The 20,555-nt window shown below is 66.7% G+C and carries 19 protein-coding genes; 8 read left to right on the top strand and 11 right to left on the bottom strand.

Features of this window, described 5'->3' with window-relative positions; translation table 11 throughout:
• Positions 1-7 precede the first annotated feature (7 nt).
• Positions 8-589: an SIS domain-containing protein gene (locus WNB94_RS06515; protein WP_341389185.1), complete on the top strand. Its 582-nt coding sequence runs from the start codon at positions 8-10 to the stop codon at positions 587-589.
• Entirely contained in the window at positions 586-1,290 is a 705-nt protein-coding gene (locus WNB94_RS06520) for a BON domain-containing protein (RefSeq protein WP_341389186.1), read from the top strand. Before WNB94_RS06515 ends, WNB94_RS06520 begins: the two co-directional genes overlap by 4 nt.
• A 20-nt stretch (positions 1,291-1,310) precedes the next feature.
• On the opposite strand, the gene WNB94_RS06525 is transcribed toward WNB94_RS06520, so the two are convergent.
• From WNB94_RS06525 to WNB94_RS06535, 3 genes are read right to left on the bottom strand one after another with little or no spacing between them, the layout of a single operon-like run.
• Positions 1,311-2,231: an NAD(P)-dependent oxidoreductase gene (locus WNB94_RS06525; RefSeq protein WP_341389187.1), complete on the bottom strand. Its 921-nt coding sequence runs from the start codon at positions 2,229-2,231 to the stop codon at positions 1,311-1,313.
• Between the two features lie 4 nt (positions 2,232-2,235).
• Positions 2,236-3,372 carry a PilT/PilU family type 4a pilus ATPase gene (locus WNB94_RS06530; protein WP_341389188.1) on the bottom strand — a complete coding sequence of 379 codons (1,137 nt, stop codon included), beginning with the start codon at positions 3,370-3,372 and terminating at the stop codon, positions 2,236-2,238.
• Between the two features lie 41 nt (positions 3,373-3,413).
• Positions 3,414-4,457, bottom strand: a complete 1,044-nt coding sequence (locus WNB94_RS06535; RefSeq protein ID WP_341389189.1) for a type IV pilus twitching motility protein PilT — start codon at positions 4,455-4,457, stop codon at positions 3,414-3,416.
• 35 nt (positions 4,458-4,492) lie between these two features.
• Here WNB94_RS06535 and WNB94_RS06540 point away from each other — a divergent pair, with 35 nt between their 5' ends.
• From WNB94_RS06540 to proC, 4 genes are read left to right on the top strand one after another with little or no spacing between them, the layout of a single operon-like run.
• Entirely contained in the window at positions 4,493-5,179 is a 687-nt protein-coding gene (locus WNB94_RS06540; protein ID WP_341389190.1) for a YggS family pyridoxal phosphate-dependent enzyme, read from the top strand.
• Between the two features lie 36 nt (positions 5,180-5,215).
• Positions 5,216-5,956 carry a response regulator transcription factor gene (locus WNB94_RS06545; RefSeq protein WP_341389191.1) on the top strand — a complete coding sequence of 247 codons (741 nt, stop codon included), beginning with the start codon at positions 5,216-5,218 and terminating at the stop codon, positions 5,954-5,956.
• The gene (locus WNB94_RS06550; RefSeq protein WP_341389192.1) at positions 5,953-7,872 is read left to right on the top strand and encodes an ATP-binding response regulator; all 1,920 of its coding nucleotides are present in this window, start codon (positions 5,953-5,955) and stop codon (positions 7,870-7,872) included. The genes WNB94_RS06545 and WNB94_RS06550 overlap by 4 nt, the downstream gene beginning before the upstream one ends.
• Positions 7,850-8,674, top strand: coding sequence for a pyrroline-5-carboxylate reductase (gene proC / locus WNB94_RS06555; RefSeq protein ID WP_341389193.1), 825 nt, complete (start codon positions 7,850-7,852; stop codon positions 8,672-8,674). The genes WNB94_RS06550 and proC overlap by 23 nt, the downstream gene beginning before the upstream one ends.
• Here proC and ubiA read toward each other — a convergent pair whose 3' ends face one another.
• The gene (gene ubiA, locus WNB94_RS06560; RefSeq protein WP_445819044.1) at positions 8,675-9,601 is read right to left on the bottom strand and encodes a 4-hydroxybenzoate octaprenyltransferase; all 927 of its coding nucleotides are present in this window, start codon (positions 9,599-9,601) and stop codon (positions 8,675-8,677) included. It lies immediately after the preceding gene.
• Positions 9,602-9,683: 82 nt separating this feature from the next.
• Here ubiA and WNB94_RS06565 point away from each other — a divergent pair, with 82 nt between their 5' ends.
• On the top strand, positions 9,684-10,478 hold the full coding sequence (locus WNB94_RS06565) for a SapC family protein (RefSeq protein ID WP_341389197.1): 795 nt from the start codon (positions 9,684-9,686) through the stop codon (positions 10,476-10,478).
• Here WNB94_RS06565 and WNB94_RS06570 read toward each other — a convergent pair.
• From WNB94_RS06570 to WNB94_RS06580, 3 genes are read right to left on the bottom strand one after another with little or no spacing between them, the layout of a single operon-like run.
• Entirely contained in the window at positions 10,433-11,947 is a 1,515-nt protein-coding gene (locus WNB94_RS06570) for an efflux transporter outer membrane subunit (protein ID WP_341389198.1), read from the bottom strand. The genes WNB94_RS06565 and WNB94_RS06570 overlap by 46 nt on opposite strands.
• Complete coding sequence (locus WNB94_RS06575) at positions 11,940-15,068, bottom strand: efflux RND transporter permease subunit (protein WP_341389199.1); 3,129 nt, start codon at positions 15,066-15,068, stop codon at positions 11,940-11,942. The genes WNB94_RS06570 and WNB94_RS06575 overlap by 8 nt, the downstream gene beginning before the upstream one ends.
• A gap of 13 nt (positions 15,069-15,081) precedes the next feature.
• Positions 15,082-16,371, bottom strand: a complete 1,290-nt coding sequence (locus WNB94_RS06580) for an efflux RND transporter periplasmic adaptor subunit (RefSeq protein ID WP_341389200.1) — start codon at positions 16,369-16,371, stop codon at positions 15,082-15,084.
• A gap of 107 nt (positions 16,372-16,478) precedes the next feature.
• Between WNB94_RS06580 and WNB94_RS06585 the strand changes: the two genes are divergently transcribed.
• Positions 16,479-17,090, top strand: a complete 612-nt coding sequence (locus WNB94_RS06585) for a TetR family transcriptional regulator (protein ID WP_341389202.1) — start codon at positions 16,479-16,481, stop codon at positions 17,088-17,090.
• Positions 17,091-17,098: 8 nt separating this feature from the next.
• Here the strand turns inward: WNB94_RS06585 and WNB94_RS06590 are convergent, their stop codons facing one another.
• The 4 genes from WNB94_RS06590 to WNB94_RS06605 form a co-directional block, all read right to left on the bottom strand.
• On the bottom strand, positions 17,099-17,764 hold the full coding sequence (locus WNB94_RS06590) for a histidine phosphatase family protein (protein ID WP_341389203.1): 666 nt from the start codon (positions 17,762-17,764) through the stop codon (positions 17,099-17,101).
• A gap of 70 nt (positions 17,765-17,834) precedes the next feature.
• Positions 17,835-18,176 carry a DUF1840 domain-containing protein gene (locus tag WNB94_RS06595; RefSeq protein WP_341389205.1) on the bottom strand — a complete coding sequence of 114 codons (342 nt, stop codon included), beginning with the start codon at positions 18,174-18,176 and terminating at the stop codon, positions 17,835-17,837.
• Positions 18,177-18,195: 19 nt separating this feature from the next.
• The gene (locus tag WNB94_RS06600; RefSeq protein WP_341389206.1) at positions 18,196-18,834 is read right to left on the bottom strand and encodes a hypothetical protein; all 639 of its coding nucleotides are present in this window, start codon (positions 18,832-18,834) and stop codon (positions 18,196-18,198) included.
• Positions 18,821-20,554, bottom strand: coding sequence for a putative porin (locus WNB94_RS06605; RefSeq protein ID WP_341389208.1), 1,734 nt, complete (start codon positions 20,552-20,554; stop codon positions 18,821-18,823). The genes WNB94_RS06600 and WNB94_RS06605 overlap by 14 nt, the downstream gene beginning before the upstream one ends.
• Position 20,555 lies beyond the last annotated feature (1 nt).

Raw genomic sequence — 20,555 nt, forward strand, 5'->3', positions numbered from 1 at the left:
TCACGTCATGGCGGACACACCGTTTCAAGCCCAATTTCCTCAACAGCCCCTGCTGGAAACCGCAGACTGGCTGTACCAGTCGTCAGAACGACTGACCTCACAGATCCACTACGCAGCGCAGGCCATCGTGCATTCGGTGACCTCGGGCGGTCGGGTGTTCTGCGCCGGTGAAGCCGAGGCCCACACCTTGGCACGCCAAGCCGCCGCGCTGTTGCTGCATGGCACCGGGCGAGAACGCCCACCGCTGGCCGCCCACTGCCTCACGCCTGCCCTGGCCGCGGGCGAGGCCACGCTGGGCCAGCAACTGCGGGCCTGGGGACACCCGGGTGACGTGTGGCTGGTGTTCTCGATGGAGCGCGAAGAGCGCGACCTGAAAGCAGCCACGGCCACGGCGCGGGAACTTGACATGACGCTGGTGGTCTTTTCAGGCGAGGCGGCCCAGACCCTGGGGCCTTTGCTGAGAGACACGGACGTGTGGGTGCCCTTGCCGGGTGCGCGCGCCGCGATTTTGTTTGCCACGGCATGGCTGGCCCTGGATGGCCTGTGTCATGCGGTGGATGCCACTTTGCTCGGAGACACAGCTGCATGACGACGAACACCGCGTTGAATCGACAAGGGCGCTGGCGCCACCGCGCCGTGGCGCTGGGGGTGACCGTGACGCTGCTGGGCACCTTGTCGGCCTGTGCGCCCCTGGTGCTGGGCACCGCGGTGGGCGGGGCGATGGTGGCCACCGACCGCCGCACGTCCGGCGCCCTGGTCGAAGACAAGGGCATCAACATCAAGGCCGCCAATCGCATCCTGGAGGCCATCGGCGACCGTGGCCGGGTGAGCGTGAACGCGTACAACCGCAAGGTGCTGATCACGGGCGAGGTGCCCACCGAAGCCGATCGCACGGCGGTGGCACAGGCGGTCGCCGGTGTGGAAAACGTCAACGAAGTGATCAATGAGCTGGTGGTGGGCCCCACCGCGGGTTTGGGCACCCGCGCCTCGGATGCCCTGCTGGCCAGCAAAGTGCGGGCGACGCTGATCGACGCCCGAGACCTGATGTCCAACGCCTTTGACGTGGTGGTGTCGCGTGGCGAGGTTTACCTGATGGGCATCGTGACCGAGCGCGAAGCCAACAGTGCGGCCCAATTGACGGCCAGCATTTCAGGGGTGCGCCGTGTCATCAAGGTGTTCGAGACCATCAGCGAGGCCGAACTGGCCAACCGCCTGCCCCGCCCTGAGCCCGGCTCGTCGGTGCCGGCCAGCCCCACCGAGACGACGCCGGCCTACCGCCCCGCCCCCTGAGCTCGGCGCCTGCCTGGTGCTCAACGCAGGCGGCGGATCAGGCTGGAGGTGTCCAGGCGCCCGTCACCGTGGGCCTGCAGGTCGGCGTAAAACTGGTCCACCAGGGCCGTGGCAGGCAAGCGGGCGCCCAGGCGGCGCCCCTCGTCGAGCACCAGGCCCAGGTCTTTGCGCATCCAGTCGACCGCGAACCCGAAGTCGAAGCGATCGGCCAGCATGGTGGGGCCACGGTGCTGCATCTGCCAGCTGCCGGCCGCGCCCTGGGTGATCACGCCCAGCACGGCCTCCATGTCCAGGCCGGCCTTTTGCCCGAAGGCCAGCGCCTCGGCCAGCCCCTGGAGCAAACCGGCCACGGCGATCTGGTTGACCATCTTGGCCAATTGGCCGCTGCCGACCTCACCCAGCAGGGTGACGGCCCGCGCGTAAGCAGCGATGACCGGCTGAACCTGCTGAAAGGCCGCCAGCGAGCCGCCACACATGATGGTGAGCACCCCTTGTTCAGCCCCGACGTTACCCCCTGAAACGGGCGCATCCACCCACGCAACGCCGCGCTCGGCACAGGCTGCCGCCATGTGGCGGGCCAGATCGGCCGAGGTGGTGGTGTGGTCGACCACCACGCTGCCGGGGGCCAGGGTGGACAAGGCACCATCGGCCATGCCGCCAGGCAGGCCCTCGCCCAGCAGCACCTGACGGACGTCCTCATCCCGCCCCACGCACAAGAGCAGCATGTCGGCGCCGCAGGCCGCATCGGCAGGGCTCAGCGCGGCACGACCGCCGTGCTCGGCCACCCAGGCCTGGGCCTTGGCCGCACTGCGGTTGAACACGCTGAGCCGGTGGCCGGCGCGCACCAGATGGGCCGCCATGGCGCTGCCCATGGTGCCCAGGCCGATGAAGGCGAGATGGCGCGCAGGCACCGGCTCGTAGGACTTGGCGACGATCGGCATGGCCTCACAGCACCTTGAGGTGTTCGGTGCCTTCGGTGAGATCGCGACTGCGCGCCCGGGCACTGTTCAACTTGATCTGCAGTCGCAGGTCGTTGACCGAATCGGCGTTGCGCAGGGCGTCTTCGTAGGTGACGTAGTTGCCCTCGTACAGGTCAAACAGCGCCTGGTCGAAGGTCTGCATGCCCAGCTCGCGGGACTTCTTCATGACCTCTTTGATCTCGCCCACCTGCCCCTGGAAGATCATGTCGGAGATGAGCGGGGAGTTGAGCATGATCTCGACCGCCGCCACCCGGCCCTTACCTTCCTGGCGGGGCAGCAGCCGCTGCGACACCATGGCCTTGAGGTTGAGCGACAAGTCCATGAGCAATTGGGTGCGCCGCTCTTCAGGGAAGAAGTTGATGATGCGGTCCAGCGCCTGGTTGGCGCTGTTGGCGTGCAGCGTGGCCATGCACAGGTGCCCGGTTTCGGAGAACTGCACGGCGTGCTCCATGGTCTCGCGGTCGCGGATTTCGCCCATGAGGATCACATCGGGGGCCTGGCGCAGGGTATTTTTGAGCGCCATTTCCCAGCCATCGGTGTCGATGCCGATTTCACGCTGGGTGACGATGCAATTCTTGTGTGGGTGCACGAACTCGACCGGGTCTTCCAGCGTGATGATGTGACCGTAGGAGTTCTCGTTGCGGTAATCCACCAGCGACGCCAGCGTGGTGGACTTGCCCGACCCGGTGGCCCCCACCAGAATCACCAGCCCGCGCTTGGTGAGCGCCACATCCTTGAGCACTTGCGGCAGCCCCAGCCCATCGACCGTGGGCAGGCTTTGCGGGATCACGCGCAGCACCATGCCCACGTGGCCCTGCTGAATGAAGGCGTTGACCCGGAACCGACCGATGCCTGTGGGCGCCACCGCGAAGTTGCACTCTTTGGTGCGCTCGAACTCGGCGGCCTGCTTGTCGTTCATGATGACGCGGGCCAGGGCCATGGTGTGCTGAGAGGTCAGCGGCTGGGGCGACACCTTGGTCAGCTTGCCGTCCACCTTGATGGCGGGCGGGAAGTCGGCCGTCAGAAACAAGTCCGAGCCGCCCCGCGCCACCAGCAGGCGCAGCAGATCGTTGATGAATTTCGAGGCCTGATCGCGTTCCATGGTCGTGTTCTGGGCGGTGGAGGAATGAGGCGCAGGCCGGGTCAGCCTGGGAAGTTCTCGGGAATCTTGGCGCGCGAACGGGCCTCGGATGCCGAGATGACGTTGCGGCGCACCAGGTCGGCCAGGTTCTGATCCAGCGTCTGCATGCCCAGGCTGTTGCCGGTCTGGATGGACGAATACATCTGCGCCACCTTGTTTTCGCGGATCAGGTTGCGGATGGCCGGGGTGCCGATCATGATCTCGTGCGCGGCCACACGCCCGTTGCCATCTTTGGTCTTGCACAAGGTTTGCGAGATGACGGCCTGCAGGGATTCGGACAACATGGCGCGCACCATGTCCTTTTCAGCCGCAGGGAAGACGTCCACGATCCGGTCGATGGTCTTGGCCGCGCTGGAGGTGTGCAAGGTGCCGAAGACAAGGTGGCCGGTTTCGGCCGCCGTCAGGGCCAGGCGGATGGTTTCCAGGTCGCGCATTTCGCCCACGAGGATGCAGTCCGGGTCTTCACGTAGCGCCGAGCGCAAGGCGTTGGCAAAGCTCAGGGTATGGGGCCCCACCTCGCGCTGGTTGATGAGGCATTTCTTGGAGTCGTGCACGAATTCGATCGGGTCTTCCACCGTCAGGATGTGGCCGTACTCGTTTTCGTTGAGGTGGTTGACCATGGCGGCCAGCGTGGTCGATTTGCCCGAACCGGTCGGCCCCGTCACCAGCACCAGGCCGCGCGGCTTGAGCGCCAGGTCCTGGAAGACCTTGGGTGCATTGAGCTGCTCCAGCGTCAGGATCTTGGACGGGATGGTGCGGAACACCGCGCCCGCGCCACGGCTCTGATTGAAGGCATTGACCCGGAACCGCGCCAGGCCCTGGATCTCGAACGAGAAGTCGCACTCCAGCGTCTCTTCGTACTGCTTGCGCTGGGTGTCGTTCATGATGTCGTACACCATGTCGTGAACCTGTTTGTGGTCCAGCGGATCGACGTTGATGCGACGCACATCGCCGTGCACCCGGATCATCGGGGGCAGGCCTGCCGACAAATGGAGGTCGGACGCCTTGTTCTTGACCGCGAAGGCCAGCAGCTGGGTGATATCCATGGATGATAGAAGGGTGTACGACAGAGCGGCCCATTATGGCGACGATCGCTGAGAACCTACAACGAGTGACAGACAGGATAAGCCAGGCTTGTTCACGCTTTGGGCGCTCCGCCGACAGTGTGACCCTGCTGGCCGTGAGCAAAACGTTTCCAGGCGTAACCGTCCGGGAGGCGTTTGCCGCCGGGCAGCGCCGCTTCGGCGAGAACTACGTGCAGGAAGGTGTGGCCAAGGTCGCCGAGCTGGCCGACCTGCGCGATCAGCTCGAATGGCACCTCATCGGGCCCCTGCAAAGCAACAAGACGCGCGTGGTGGCAGAAACGTTCGACTGGGTGCACACCGTCGACCGGCTCAAAGTGGCCGAGCGGCTGAACGAACAGCGACCGATCGACCTGCCCCCCTTGCAGGTGTGCATCCAGGTCAACACCAGCGGCGAAGACAGCAAACATGGCATCCCCCCCTCCGAGGCCCTGCCTTTGGCCCAGGCCGTGCGCAGCCTGCCCAGGCTGCGCCTGCGCGGGGTGATGGCCCTGCCCGCCCCCAGCGCCGACCCTCGGGCGCAAGCCGAGCAACTGTCCAGGGTGCGCGCAGTCTTTGACAGCCTGACGGCAGCGGGTATACCCTTGGATACCTTGTCCATGGGGATGAGCCAGGACCTGGAAGAGGCGATTGCACAAGGATCCACCCTGGTCAGGGTGGGTACAGCCCTATTTGGTGAACGTTGAGGCCGCACTACCATTGGGACTCTGAGAGAGATTGTCATGGAAGTCACCCGAGCGCCCCATTACCTGCTGGTCGATGACCACAGCCTCATTCGTGAAGGCATGATGCAGGCCATCCGCAGCCTGGATCCGCAGGCCCGATTCACACAGGCCAACAACCTGCAATCGGCGCTGCAGTGCCTGCAAGACAGCGCGGGCGACCCGATCGACGTCGTGCTGCTGGACCTGGGTTTGCCGGACAGCCGAGGCATGGCCACCCTCCAGACCATGCGACAGGCCGCGCCCACCCAGCGCATCGGCATCATCACCGGTCACAGCGACGTGCAGATTGCCCTGGAATGCATCCACCACGGCGCGTCGTGCTTCATCCCGAAACTGGCCGAGATCGACGGCTTCATGACGGCCCTGAAGGCCCTGGTGGAAGGCCGGCTGCATTTTCCGTCGGAGTTGCTCAGCACCAGCGACGTGGAATGGCCCGCGCCCGAAGAAGACACCCAGCCGCGCAACATCCGACTGACGCCGCGGCAAAAGGATGTGCTGCAGTGGATCCTCAAAGGCTGCACCAATCAGGCCATCGCGGCGGCCCTGGGCATCAGCGCCGAAACCGTCAAGCTGCACGTCAGCGCCATCTTCCGGGCCTATGGCGTGCACAGCCGCACCCAGCTGGTCTTGCTGTGCTCGCACAGCCCGGGGGTGCTGGGCCGCGCCGACGGTGAAGGCAACAGCCAGCCGATGCCACTGGACGATGACAGCGATCCGCTGAGGGAACACGTGGCGTGAGCCTGTGGCGCCGGTCGCTCCAGGGCCTGTCTCCACTGGAGGCCCGGATCGACCTTCAAATGCTGCAGGACGGCTGGCGCACGTCACCCAGCTCTCTGCTGGGCCAGTTCCTGGCCCTGGTGGCGCTGCTGTGGATCGTTCGGGATTGGCCCCTGCCCAGTTGGCAATGGCTGTGGCCCTCGCTGATGTTGCTGACGCTGTGGACGGCGGTGGTGCGCGCGGTGCGGCACTTTCGCCGCTTCGGCATCACGCAGTCGGGCTACAGCCACTGGCGCCTGGCCTTGCTGGGCTGGCACGCGCTACAGAGCCTGGGCTGGGGCATGCTGGCGATGGCCCTGCTGGACGTGGCCAGCCTGGAGTGGCGGCTGACCCTGGTGGCGGCCGTCATTGTGTACGGCTACACCCTGATGCTGGTCACCGTGCACGACTGGGGGGCCGCCTTCCTGGGCAGCATCCCGCTGGTGCTGCTGGCCGCCTTCAAGCTGCTGTGGGCCCAAAGCCCCAGTGCCACCTACCTGGCCCTGGTGATGCTGTTGTCGATGACCACCTGCCAGGTGGTGTCGCTGAGCATCAGCCGTCGCCTGCGCGAAGGCCTGTTGCTGCGCCATGAAAACGCCGACCTGGTGCTGCAACTGCGCGAAGAGATCGACAAGGTCACCCAGGCCAAGGCCCGCGCCGAGCAGGCCGACCAGCAAAAAAGCGAATTCTTTGCCTCGGCCAGCCATGATCTGCGCCAACCCTTGCATGTGCTGGCCCTGCTCAGCAATGCCTTGCGCACCTGGGTGGAGCCACAACAGGGACGCCCCCTGCTGGACAAGATGCAGACGGCCTTGTCGTCGCTCAGCGGCATGTTCGACAAGATGTTCGACCTGGCACGACTGGATGCCCAGCGCCTGGACTATCAGCCCCAGGCCCAGGCGCTGGATGCGATGTGGCACCGCCTGGACTCGGAGTTTTCGGTGCTGTGCGCTGACAAGGGGCTGCGATGGTCGCTGGAGCCCACGCGCGAGTGGGTGCTGACCGACACCCACGTGCTGGAGCGCATCCTGCGCAACCTGCTGAACAACGCGGTGCGCTACACCGAACACGGCGAGGTGCGCCTGAGGGCGCGCGCGCGTGGCCCCTGGGTCATGTGCCAGGTCTGGGACACCGGCTTGGGCATCCAGCCGCAACACCGGCATCGCATCTTTGAAGACTACTTCCAGGCCAGCAACGAGGGCCGCCTCAGCAGCGAGGGCCTGGGCCTGGGTCTGGCCGTCGTCCGGCGCCTGAGCATGCTGGGCCCCACGCCGATCAAGGTGCTGTCACGACCGGGCCGAGGCTCAGTGTTTTCGGTGCGCGTGCCTCGCCTGGTGCCGGTCGCGTCGGTGCCCACCCCCACGCCCGCACCTGCCCCACGGCCCGCCAGCCCCCCTGGACCGACCAGGTCACCCATGGCGCCCACGGCCCCCATGGCCACAGCCCCGACACCACCGCCGGGATCTGCCCAGACCAGTCAGGGGGTTGTGGTGCTGGTGGACGACGATCCCGACGTGCTGGAGGGCACGGCCCTGGTGCTCAAGCAACACGGCTGGCAGGTGGCGGCCGCCACCACACCAGACAGCGCGATGGACGCCCTGGTCACCCTGCAGGCCGAGGGCCAGATGCCGGAAGGTGACATGCCCTGCGCGCTGATCAGCGACCACCGCCTGGGCCTGGACATCAACGGCCTGGACGCCCTGCGCCAACTGCGTTATGAATTTGGCGAGCACCTGCCCGCCTACCTGGTGACGGGCGAGTTGTCAGGCACCTTGTCGGCACAAGCCCACCACGACCGGGTGGTGGTGCTGCCCAAACCCATCGATGTGCCCGATCTGCTGGAACGCCTGGCACGCATCAGGCATGATCTGCAGCATGACGAACACCTCTCCCATTGACATCGCATTCATCGGCGGCGGCAACATGGCCACCGCCATCGTGGGTGGCCTGATTCGACAAGGTCGCCCCGCCCACCAGATTCTGGTCATCGACCCCGTGGCCGATCAGCGCGCCCGCCTGAGCAGCCAGTTGGGCGTGCAAACCGCCGACGGCGCGGTGCCCCAGCTGCAAGCCGCGGGCACCATCGTCTGGGCGGTCAAGCCGCAGCAGTTCAAGGACGCCGCCCACCTGTACGCGCCGCTGACCGGCACCGCCTTGCACTACAGCGTGATGGCCGGCCTGCGCACCGACGACATGGCGCGATGGCTGGGAACACCCCGCATCGTGCGGGCCATGCCCAACACCCCGGCCCTGGTGGGCCAGGGCATGACGGGCCTGTACGCCCGCCCTGAAGTGACGCTGCAGGAGCGGCAGGCCATCGACGCCCTGGTGGCGCCCACCGGGCAGGCCATGTGGGTGAATCAAGAGGCCGACCTGGACGCCGTGACGGCACTGTCAGGCTCGGGCCCTGCCTACGTGTTCTTCTTCATCGAATCCATGATGCAGGCGGCGCAAGAGATGGGCTTGAGCGCCGAACAGGGGCGTCAACTGGCCCTGGCCACCTTCGGCGGCGCCACCGCCCTGGCCAGCCAGGCCAGCGAGCCCCCGTCGGTGCTTCGTGAACGCGTCACCTCCAAAGGCGGCACCACCTACGCCGCCCTGACACACCTGCAGGCGGCAGGGGTGAAAGAGGCCTTCGTGGCCGCCATGCAGGCTGCCCGGCGGCGTGCCGGCGAGCTGGGTGACGAGTTCGGTCGCTGATCAGCCCCCGAGGGTGACGGTGCCCGCATGGGCCCAGGCCAGGTCGGCGGCTGCGCCCAGCCAGACCGTCAGGCCCAGCCAGTGGTTGAGCCGAAACGCCTGAAAGCAGGCCGCGCGTTCGCGCGTGCGGATGAGCCACAGGTGATGCAACGCCTGCAGCCCGGCCAATGCCAGCCCCACCTGGTAGACCATGCCCAGACCTGACAGACGGCCAGCCATGGCCCAGCACCCCAGACACAGCACGTAAAACACCATCACCCCGACCACATCAAAGCGTCCCAGGGTGATGGCCGAAGTGCGGATGCCGATTTTCAGGTCATCGTCGCGATCGACCATGGCGTATTCGGTGTCATAGGCCAGCACCCAGGCCAGGTTGCCCACCAGCAGCCAGCCCACCACGGGCGGCACCTGACCCTGCACGGCGGCAAAGGCCATGGGCATGCCGAAGCTGAAGGCCACCCCCAGCACCGCTTGCGGCATCGAAAAAAAACGCTTGGTGAAGGGGTACAACACGGTGACTGCCAGCGCCCCAAACGACAAGCCAATGGTGAGCGCATTGGTGCTGAGCACCAGCGCGAACGACACCAGGGCCAGCACGGCCCCCACCAGCAAGGCCTCTCGCACCGAGAGCTTGCCACTGGTGATGGGGCGCTGGGCCGTGCGCTGCACGTGGCGATCGAAGTCGCGGTCGGCCACATCATTGACGGCGCAACCCGCGCTGCGCATGAGGATGGTGCCCGCCGTGAACACCAGCAGCAGATGCCAGCCCGGAAAACCGCCCGCGGCCATCCACAAGGCCAGCCAGGTGGGCCACAGCAGCAGCAACCAGCCCTGGGGACGATCCCAGCGGATCAGGTCAAGGTACAGGTTCAGGCGCTCACGCCAGCCAGACGGGGGGTGCGACAGGTCGGGATTCACGGTGTGGATTATCAGGCCAGGGCCGTGTCGGCGACGGGTCACACAAGCGGTCTATGCTGTCGGGGTTTGCTTGTCTCGAGGACTTTGCCCCATGACCACCTTGTTGATGTATGAACGTGTTGTGGCCGTCAACCGCGACACCCACCGTCAGTGGCGACTGCGCCCTGCCACCGAACCCATGGCGTTTGCCCGTGGCACCAACGCCGTGCTGCTGGCGGGCACTGAACTGCCGCTGGCGGCACTGGACTACCCCTGCGTGTTCGTGGAGGCTGAACAGGGCTTGACCATGGTGGCCGTGGTGGGACTGCGCGATCACGAGAACCTGATGGTGAACGACCAAGGCCAGTGGGCCGAGCATGCGTATGTGCCGGCCTTCGTGCGCCGTTATCCCTTCGTGCTGGCCACCGAGGCCGGACAAGACGAGATGACCGTCTGCCTGGACGAGGCCTTTGAGGGGTTCAACACCGACAGCGGTGAGGCCCTGTTCGACGCCGAGGGCGGTGAGACCCCCTACCTGCAACAGCTCAAGCGGTTCATGCTGGGCTATCACCAGGACATGGTGCGCACGACCCAGTTCGCGGCTCGCTTGCTTGAGCTGGACTTGCTGACCGAGCAGACGATCGACGCCCAGTTGAACGGGCAGACCAGCAGCCTCAAGGGCTTCAAGGTGGTGGATGAAGCACGCCTGCGGGCCCTGCCCCCCGAGGTGGTGCAAGACCTGTTCACCTCGGGGGCACTGGGCTGGATCCACGCCCACCTGTTGTCACTGAACAATGTGCGCCGCCTGGGCGCGCGACTGGCCACGCGGCTGACGGCTGATCAGGTGACGGATCAGGGCAATCAGGGCGTCGAAGGCGCTGGTGCTGAGGCCACGTCGGCGTCCTGAGCCACCCAGCCACCGCCCAGGGCCTTGTAGACCGCGATGTGCGCCTGCTGGCGTGCCAGTTGGGCCCCGATCAGGGCCTGCTGGGCGCTGAACAGCGCGCGCTGCGCATCCAGCAAATCCAGCTGGCTGGCCACGCCCGTGTCGTAGCGCAGGGTGGACAGGCGCAGGCGCGCGGCCTCGGCCTCGGCCTGGGCACGCTGTGCCTGGGCCTGCTCGGCATAGGTCTGGCGGGCCACCAGCGCATCGGCCACGTCCTGGAAGGCCGTCTGCACGGCCTTGTCGTACTGCGCCACCGCGATCTCGCGCTGCACCTGGGCCGAAGCCACATTGGCGCTGGCACGGCCCAGATCAAAGATGGGCAGCGTCACCGACGGCGCAAAACTCCACGCGGTGCGGCCATCACCATTGAACAGGCCCGACAGATCGTCACTCACCACACCCGCACTGGCGGTGAGCGCGATGCGCGGAAACCGTGCCGCGCGCGCCGCACCGATGTTGGCGTTGGCCGCCACCAAGGCCTGCTCGGCCTGCACGACGTCGGGACGCAGCAGCAGCACCTCGGACGACAAGCCCACCGGCAGCTCGGCCAGGTCGGGCCAGAGCGTGGCCTGCACCAGTTGACCGGCGGCCTGCGTGTCACGCGCCTGCTCTGAGGCCAGCGACGGCAAGGTCACTGCGGGCGGCAAGGCGGTCTCGGGCGCCGGTGCACCCAACAGCACGCTCAAGGCGTTGAGGTCTTGCTGCCACTGGCGCTGCGCCTGGGCGCGGGCCACGCGCGCGGCCTCCACCAGGGACTGGGCCGAGCGCAGCTCCAGCTCGTTGAGCACACCGTTGTCAAACTTCAGTTGCTGCAGCTTGAACGAATCCAGGCGGGTCTGAAGGGTTTGCTCGGCCAGGGCCAGCTGCCAACGGTCGGCCCACAGCGTGTAGTAGGTGCTGGCCACGGCCGCCACCAGGCTGGTGTGCACGGCGCGGCGGTTGGCCTCAGAGGCCAGCACCTGGGCCGCAGCGGCTTCGGTCAGGGCCCTGACGCGACCAAACAGGTCCAGCTCGAAGGCCGACACCGTCAGACCACCATTGACCACCGTGCTGATGTCGTACGGCGGCTGTGACGAAGGCTGGCGGGTGGCGTTGATCTGCGCCGCCACGTTGGGCACGCGCTCGGCGCGTTGGATTTGATAGGCCGCTTGCAGGCGATCGATGTTGAGCACGGCCACCCGCAGGTCGCGGTTGTTGTCCAGCGCCAGGGTGATGAGCTGCTGCAACCTCGCATCGGGGAAGTAGCGCGTCCAGGGCAGGTCGGCCACGGCGGTGGCAGGGTCAGCGGTGGCCCCGAGGTTGGCTGGCAAGGTGGCGGGCACCGCCCCGGTGGGTCGCTGGTAATCGGGCGTGAGCGAGCAGGCCGACAGGCTCAGCACGGCGGCCACAGCCAGGGCCAGAGACGAAGGGGTCATGAAACGCTCACTCATGTGCAGGCTCCTGCAGATCGGTGTTGGCGCGGCGGCCCGGGAAGAAGCGGCGCACCACGACAAAGAAGATGGGAACGAAGAACACCGCCAGCACGGTGGCTGCGATCATGCCACCCATCACGCCGGTGCCGATGGCCCGTTGGCTGGCCGAGCCGGCGCCCGAGGCGATCACCAGGGGCAGCACACCCAGGATGAAGGCCAGCGAGGTCATGATGATGGGCCTGAAGCGCAGCTGACAGGCCTTGAGGGTGGCCTCGTACAGGCTCATGCCCTTGTCTTGCAGGTCACGGGCGAACTCGATGATCAGGATGGCGTTCTTGGCCGACAAACCAATCACCGTGATCAGGCCCACCTTGAAGAACACATCGTTGGGCAGGCCGCGCAGGTTGGCCCCCAGCACCGCGCCCAGCAGGCCCAGGGGCACCACCAGCAGCACGGCAAACGGGATGGACCAGCTTTCGTACAGCGCGGCCAGACACAAGAACACCGCCAGCAGCGAGAAGGCCAGCAAGAAGGCGGCCTGGTCACCCGACAACCGTTCTTCACGCGACAGGCCCGTCCACTCCACGCCGATGCCCGCCGGCAGCTTGGCGGCCATGGCCTCCATCTCGGCCATGGCCTGACCGGTGCTGAAGCCCGCCGCCGCATCACCCGACAGGCGCATGCTGGGGTAGCCGTTGTAGCGCACGGCCTGCACCTGGCCGGTCACCCAACGGGTGCTGGCAAAGGCCGACAGGGGCACGGCCTGACCCGCGCTGTTGAGCGCCGTCAGTTGCAGCACCTGCTCGGGCTGCATGCGGTCTTTGGCATCGGCCTGCACCACCACACGCTGCATGCGCCCCTGGTTGGGGAAGTCGTTCACGTAGGTGGAGCCCAAGCCCGACGACAAGGCCGTGCTGATGGCATCCACGCCCACACCCAGGGCCAGTGCCCGGTCGCGGTCGATGTCGATCTGCAATTGCGGCGCGTCTTCCAAGCCATCCGGGCGCAGGCCCGTGACGACCTTGCTCTCACGCGCCATGCCCAGCAACTGGTTGCGGGCGTTCAGCAGGGCCTCGTGGCCCAGGCCGGCGCGGTCTTGCAGGCGCATCGAGAAGCCCGTGGCATTGCCCAGCTCGCGGATGGCCGGTGGCGCCAAGGGGAAGATGAAGGCATCGCGGATGCCCATGAGCCCACCAAAGGCTCGCCCGGCCAGGGCTTGGGCCGACTGCCCCTCGCCCGTGCGTTCAGCCCAATCCTTGAGGGTGACGAAGCCCAAGGCCGCGTTCTGGCCCGTGCCCGAGAAGCTGAAGCCCACCACACCCACGATGGAATCCACCTCGGGCTGGGCCAGGAAGAACTTCTCGACCTCGGAGACGACGGCCTCGGTGCGGTTGGACGTGGCGCCCGGCGGCAACTGGATGTTGACGATCAGGTTGCCCTGGTCTTCATTGGGCAGGAAGGAGGTGGGCATGCGCAGCGCCATCCAGCCCATGGCCGCCACGATGACCAGGTACACCACCATCATCTGGCCGCCACGCTTGAGCAAGCCGCCCGTCCAGCGGGTGTAGCCCGTGGTGGTGGCATTGAAGCGGCGGTTGAACCAGCCAAAGAAGCCCTTGCGCTCGTGGTGGTTCGGGTCGGCCGGCTTCAGGAAGGTGGCGCACAGCGCCGGTGTGAGCGACAGGGCCAGCAAGGCCGAGAACGCCATGGAGGTGGCCAGCGACAGGCTGAACTGGCGGTAGATGTTGCCCACCGAGCCCGCAAAGAAGGCCATGGGGATGAACACCGACACCAGCACCACGGTGATGCCGATGATGGCCCCACTGATCTGGCCCATGGCCTTGCGCGTGGCCTGCAGCGGCGACAAGCCTTCTTCGACCATGATGCGCTCGACGTTTTCCACCACCACGATGGCGTCGTCCACCAGGATGCCGATGGCCAGCACCAGGCCGAACATGGTCAGCACGTTGATCGAGAAACCCGCCACCAGCATCACACCGAAGGTGCCCAGCAGCGCCACCGGCACCACCAGCGTCGGGATCAGGGTGTAGCGGATGTTCTGCAGGAACAGGTACATCACCAGGAAGACCAGCAACACGGCCTCGAACAGGGTCTGCACCACCTGGCCGATGGACAGCTTCACAAAGCCCGAGGTGTCGTACGGCACGTTGTAGTCCATGCCCTCGGGGAAGTAGCGCTTGAGCTCGTCCATGCGGGCGCGCACGGCCTCGGCCGATTCCAGCGCATTGCCCGTGGGCGACAGCTGCAGGCCCATGCCCACCGCGGGCACGCCATTCAGCCGCGCGTAGGTGCCATAGGTTTGGGCGCCCAGTTCGATGCGGGCCACATCCTTCAGGCGCACGGCCGAGCCATCACGCTGCGCGCGCAGCACGATGTTGCCAAAGGCCTCGACCGACTCCAGTTGGCCCTTGACCACCACGGTGGCCGACATGGTTTGCGCCGACAGGTTGGGGCGCTCGCCCACGCCACCGGCTGACACCAGCGCGTTCTGCGCGCGGATGGCGTTGTTGACGTCGGCAAAGCCCAGGTTGAAGGATTCGAGTTTGGCCGGATCGACCCAGATGCGCATGGCCCGCTCGGAGCCAAACAACTGCACCTGGCCCACACCGGGCACGCGCTGCAGCTCGGGCACGATGTTGCGGGCCGCGTAGTCGCCCAGCGCCACCGGGTCGTACGCCGGGTTGCTGGACGAGAGCATCACGAACATCAGGAAGTTGCTGCGTGATTTGTCCACGCGCACGCCCTGCTGCGTGACCGCCGAGGGCAGGCGCGGCGTGGCGCGCGACAGGCGGTTTTGCACGTCCACCTGGGCCAGCTCCACATCGGTGCCGGTCTCGAAGGTGACGGTGATCTGCGCCGTGCCGTTGGCCTGGCTGACCGACTCCATGTAAGCCAAACCGGGCGAGCCATTGAGCTCTTGCTCGATGACGCTGACCACGGTTTCATCGAGCACCTTGGCCGAGGCGCCGGGGTAGGTGGCGTTGATGACGATGGCGGGCGGGGCCACCGTCGGGTATTGCGAAATGGGCAGCTGGGTGATGGCCACCCCGCCAAACACCATGATGAACAGGGCGATCACCCACGCGAAGATGGGGCGGTTGATGAAGAACTGGGCCATGGGGTGCCCCTTCTCAGTTCTGTGTGGCCGATGTGGCCGATGTGGCCGCAGCAGCGGCCGCAGGCGCGGAGGCCCCCGACGGCGCCCACGGCACCGGCTTGACCTTGGTGCCCGGCACCATCAGCTTCTGGAAGCCGTCGACCATCACCTGCTCACCGGCCTTCAGGCCGTCCAGCACCACCCACTGCGGGCCTTGGGGCGTCAACATCGAGCCCCCCAGCTTGACCGGGCGCACATTGACGTTGCCCTCGGCGTCCACCACGCGCAGCGTGTCGCCACTGGTCTGGCGCGTCACGGCCTGTTGGGGCACCACGAAGCCGCCTTCGGCGCGAGCCTGCTCCAGCTCCACACGCACGTACAGGCCCGGCAACAGCACGCCCTTGGGGTTGGGCACTTCAGCGCGCAAGGTGACTTGTCCCGAGGCCTCGTCCACCGTCAGATCGGTGAACAGCAGCTTGCCAGGCAGCGGGTAGAGCGAGCCATCTTCCAGGCGAATGCGCACCGCCGCCCCTGAGGTGCCCGCCGCTTGCAACTGGCCTGCCGCCAGGGCCTGGCGCATGGCCATGACCTGCGTGGCCGACTGATTAAGGTTCACGTACAGGGCATCGACCTGCTGGATCACGGCCAGGCGCGTGGCCTCACCCTGCCCCACCAGGGCCCCTTCGGTGACCAGGGCCCGCCCAATGCGCCCGCTGATGGGCGCGCGCACGGCGGCGTAGTCCAGCTGCAGCCGGGCCTGGGTGACCGCCGCCTTGGCGGCAGCCACGGCGGCTTGCGCCTGGCGCTGGGCCACCTGGGCGTTGAGGAACTCTTGCGGGCTGATGGCCTTGGCTTCTTTCAGGGGCTCGTAGCGCTGCAGCAGGGCGCTGGCCTGCGCCAGTTGCGCCTCGGCCTGGGCCTGGGCGGCTTGGGCGCTGTCGAGCGCGGCCTGGTAGCTGGCCGGGTCGATGGCGAACAGCGACTGCCCGGCCTTGACCGTGCTGCCTTCGGTGAACAGGCGTTTTTGCACCACGCCGGCCACCCGGGCGCGCACCTCGGCCGTGCGGATGGGCTCCAGCCGGCCGGGCAGCTCCACCACCAGGGGCACGCTTTGCGGCTGCACCGTCACCACGCCGGCGGGCACGGTGGGTGGCCCGCCAGCGCCGGCGGCTGCGCCGTCTTGAGAGGGGCTGCAACCGGTCAACCAGGCGGCGGCCAAGGCGCAAAGCGCCAAGACGCCCAGCGAATCACCCGCCCACGTCCACCACCGGGCGCTGCGTTTGAGGGGAAGAGGGTCGGTCCGGGAAACTTGCTGAGAGGCCATGGGCGCACCTTGGGTCATTGAATGTCTGAGCAAAATATACATACATACTTGCATGTATGTTATGAAACGGGCGACAATCCCGACAGAACAGAAAGGTCACTGACGGCATGCGACGCACGAAAGAAGAAGCTCTGCACACACGCGAGGCCTTGCTGGACGCGGCCGAGGCGCTGTTTGTCGAGCAAGGCGTGTCGCGCACCTCGCTGCAGCAGATCGCGGAACGCGCGGGCGTGACACGCGGGGCCGTGTACTGGCACTTCGAGGACAAGGCCACCTTGTTCAACGCCATGATGGAGCGCACCACCTTGCCCCTGGAAGACGCGGTGCGCGCCATGGACAACGCGCCCGAGCCCCCACTGGAGGTGTTGCGCCGCATGGCCGACACCGCCTTGCAGCGCATCGCGCACGACCCGCGCACGCGGCGGGTGTTCGACATCGCCACCCACAAGGTGGAGTACGTCAGCGAGCTGTCGGCGGTGCGCGACCGCCACCTGCGCATCCACGGCCTGTGCCAGGGCCACATCCACAGCTGCTTCGAGCGGGCTCAGGCCCTGGGCCACATCCGCCCCGACATCGACTGCGCCGTGGCCGCCATGACCCACCACGCCCAGATCGATGGGCTCATCCAGGTGTGGATGCTGGCCCCGGAGCGGTTTGATCTGGTGGACATGGGCCTGCGCAGCGTGGACCTGTTTTTTGACGGTCTGCGGGCGCGCTGACGACGGCCTCAGGCGGGGGCCACAGCGCCGTCGGTGGCTTCGTCCAGGCCGTCATCGGCCTGCAGATGACGGTCATCCGCCCACGACAACATGGTGAAGCCCTGGGGCGAATACAGCAGGCGGTTGACGCTGGCGTTGCCGATGCGCCAACTGCGCGGCACGCTCAAGTCCAGTCCGTTGGCCGCCCGGTAAAAACAATCCAGCACACCCCCATGGGCCACCAACGCGATGGTTTGGCCCGGATGCCCGGCCGCCAGCCGAGTGGCGGCGGCCACACAGCGCTCGTAGAAGGCCAGCAAGGTTTCGCCCCCCGGCGGACCGAACTCAGGGTCGCGCTGGCGCCAACGTCGGCCCTCGATGGGCCAGCGCGCCAGGATTTCATCGTGGGTCAGGCCTTCCATCTCGCCAAAATGGCGCTCGCGCAAGGCCACCTCCGGGCGCACCTCGGTGCCCGTGGCGTCGCCAATGGCCAAAGCGGTGTCATGGGCGCGCTGCAGGTCGCTGCTGTAGATGGCCACCAGGGGCTCGTCGAGCAGGGCCTGCCCCACGCGCTCGGCCTGCCAGCGGCCGTGATCGTTCAGGGGGATGTCAATGTGCCCCTGGATGCGGGACTCTCGGTTCCAGGCCGTCTCGCCATGGCGGATGACCAGCACTCGGGTGATGTCTTGCGGCATGCGTGCATCATGCCGCAGACATGCTGCAGCGCACAATCCCGCATTTGCGGACAGGGAGACCCGCTGAAGTTCAAACGCCCCAGACGATGGGCTTGTTGTCGGCCAGGGCGCGCTCGATCATGCGCACCAGGGGCCAGGCACGCTGGCGCAAGGTGACAGGCTCATCGGCAAAGGCAGGGTCTGTGGCGGGCGATGGCCCCCCCTCATCGGCGGTGTCGGCCGAGGCCTCCGGTGCCGGTTCGGGCTCATCGGCGGGCAGCCCCTTGAGCACGGCCAGGGCCGCTGGCATGTCCTTGGGCTCCAGGATGCCGGGTTCGCTCGCGTTCTTGTCCAACAAGGACAACAAGGCCTCGGCGGAGGCCTGGAGCATGAGCAGGTCACCGGTGGCCTGGGATTTGAAGGTGATGGGCATGGCGGCGCAGATCGCAGGATCAGTGGGTGTGGGACTTCAGCTTAGCCCTGATTTCATCACCCAGGTTCTCCAATCGAACCCGACCTGCCTGGATGAAGGGCTCATTCGCCCCCAGCACCTCACCCAGGCCCTTGTTTTCGTAACGTTGCAGCAGGTCCTGGCCCAGGGTCACCAGCTCGCTGTTGTCCTTCAGGCACTGGCCCAGGCGGGTGTTCAGGTCGCGGTTGGCCGCCCCCAGGTTGAGGCGCGCCTGCCCCAGCGTGGCCTGGCAGACCTGGCCCTGCTCGGTGCTGCGCTGCAGGCTGGCCTCCAGCTCGGCCACGCGGGCCTGCAGGGCGTCCCGCTCGGCGGTGGTGTCGGCCAGGGCCTTGGACAGGCCTGCGGCCCGGCGTGACGCCGCAGCGGCCGCCGCTTTTTGGGATGAGAGGTCGGTGCGCGTGGCCTCCAGGGCCTGCTGCGCGGCCTGGCGTTGCGATTCAGCCTGCGCCTGGGCCTCTTGCAGGCTGGCCTGTTGCTGCTGCAACTGACGCATCTGCAGCCGCAGGCGGCGCGTTTGCTCGTCGCCCGAGCCCTGCGCCCAGGTGCTGGCGGCCATCAAGACCGCACACGACAGCATCAGCCCCTTGATGAAGGCCAGAGAACGGTCAGAAGCGCACATTGAAATCCACCTGCAGGGTATTGACCTTGTACGAGGCCGTGGGGAAGCTGCTGTTGATCGTGGTGTCGATGTTCTGCGCTGACATGTAGCGCACACCCACCGTGGTGTTGCGGTACAGGCCGTACTGGAAGCCCACCGTGAAGCCGCGCAGGTTGGTGCCGCCCAGGCCCAGGTCGCTGTCGGTGAAGGCGTCCAGCACGGCGTCAGAGCCCACATGGCGGTAGGCAAACTGCGCCTGCCAGTCGCCCATGTCACGCACCTCGGTGGCGCCCACGGCCAGCTTCAGGTTGTAGCCGTCGCGGCGGCCGCCGGGGTTGAGGTCGTAGTTGGAGCGCTTGCGGAAATCGGATTCGCTGAAGGCCGTGTTGTAGGCGTACTCGGCCGACAGCAAGAGGTTGAACGGGCTGAAGTGGGTGAACTGCGCCGAGGCGGTCAGCACGAGGGGGCGGAAGTCGTAGGCCAGGCCCCAGGTAGGCCGGATGAGGTCAACGCCGTCGGCCACGGGCAGCAAAGGATTGGTCTCGAACACCGTGTTGCCGCGCTGGCGCAGCCCCACCGGGTATTCGTACTGGCCATAGCGTTGGCCCACGGCAATGCCCACCGTGTTGGTATCGGGGTCGGTGAACTGTTCAAAATCAGTTTCTGCCCGCCCTGCGATGTTGTTGTATCGGTAGTACGCCAAACCCAGCTTGACGCGCGTCCGAGAACTCACCTCAAGGCTCGTCCCCAACTGGGCACCCACCAAGGATCGACGGTTGCGCGAGGCCGAGTTTTCACGCAAGGGGAAGTAGCCCAGCGTCAGGAACGGCGCAAACCCATCGTCCACCTGGGGTCGGCGGAAGGTGGCCGCAAAGCCTTCGAAATTGAGGTTTTCATTCCACGTCATCTCGGTGGCGAACCAGGGATTGGGGATGCGCCCACCCTGGATGCTCACCCACTCGGCCGGGTCCACCCGCACAAAGGCGCGATCCACAAACAACTCATATTTGTTGAAGCTCTGCCCCAGCGTCTGGTTGGTCGATACCCGATCGGTGGCGCTGCCCGTGGCCAGCCGCACGCCCACGCCCACCTCGTCCGTGACCTTGGCGGTCAGGCCCAGGCGCAGGCGCACACGCTCACGATTTCTGGACTGCGTGGTGTCGGCGGTGGGCAGGGCATTGCCTGCGTCGTTGATCAGGTAATTGCCGAAATCCGGCGCACGGCTGATGCCATTGGCGTTCAATATCTCACTGCTCATGTAGGTCTCAGCCGCCGTGTTGTTCTTGCTTTGGCTGTCGTTCTGGTAACGCACCCGGATGTCGCCATCGATCTTGATGCGGTTCATCCATGACGGCGCACCCGGCACACCCCAGCGCTCGGCGCGGGCCTGGGTGATGATTTCTTCCTTGACCTCGTCACGGATCTGGGCGCGCACGCTCTCGGGCACGTAGGGCACGCGCAGCACGCGCTTGGCAGGCGTGGCCTCGGTGGGGGCGGCAGCGGCATCCGCAGCGGCCTGAGCCTGAGCTTGGGCCTTCTCGCGCGCTGCCTGGATCAGTGCATCGGCCTTCTCGCGCGGCAGCACGCCGGTTTCCACCAGGGCCTCGATCAGGTTGAGCGTGGTCTGGCGCAGGGTTTCCAGCGATTCGCGCTCATCAGCATGCGCTGGTGCGGCGGCCATCAGGCCCACGCTCAGCGCCAGGGCCAGCGGGGTCAGCTTGAGTTGTTTGGTCTTGATCATG

It is taken from the genome of Aquabacterium sp. A3, from assembly GCF_038069945.1.
Taxonomy (GTDB): domain Bacteria; phylum Pseudomonadota; class Gammaproteobacteria; order Burkholderiales; family Burkholderiaceae_C; genus Aquabacterium.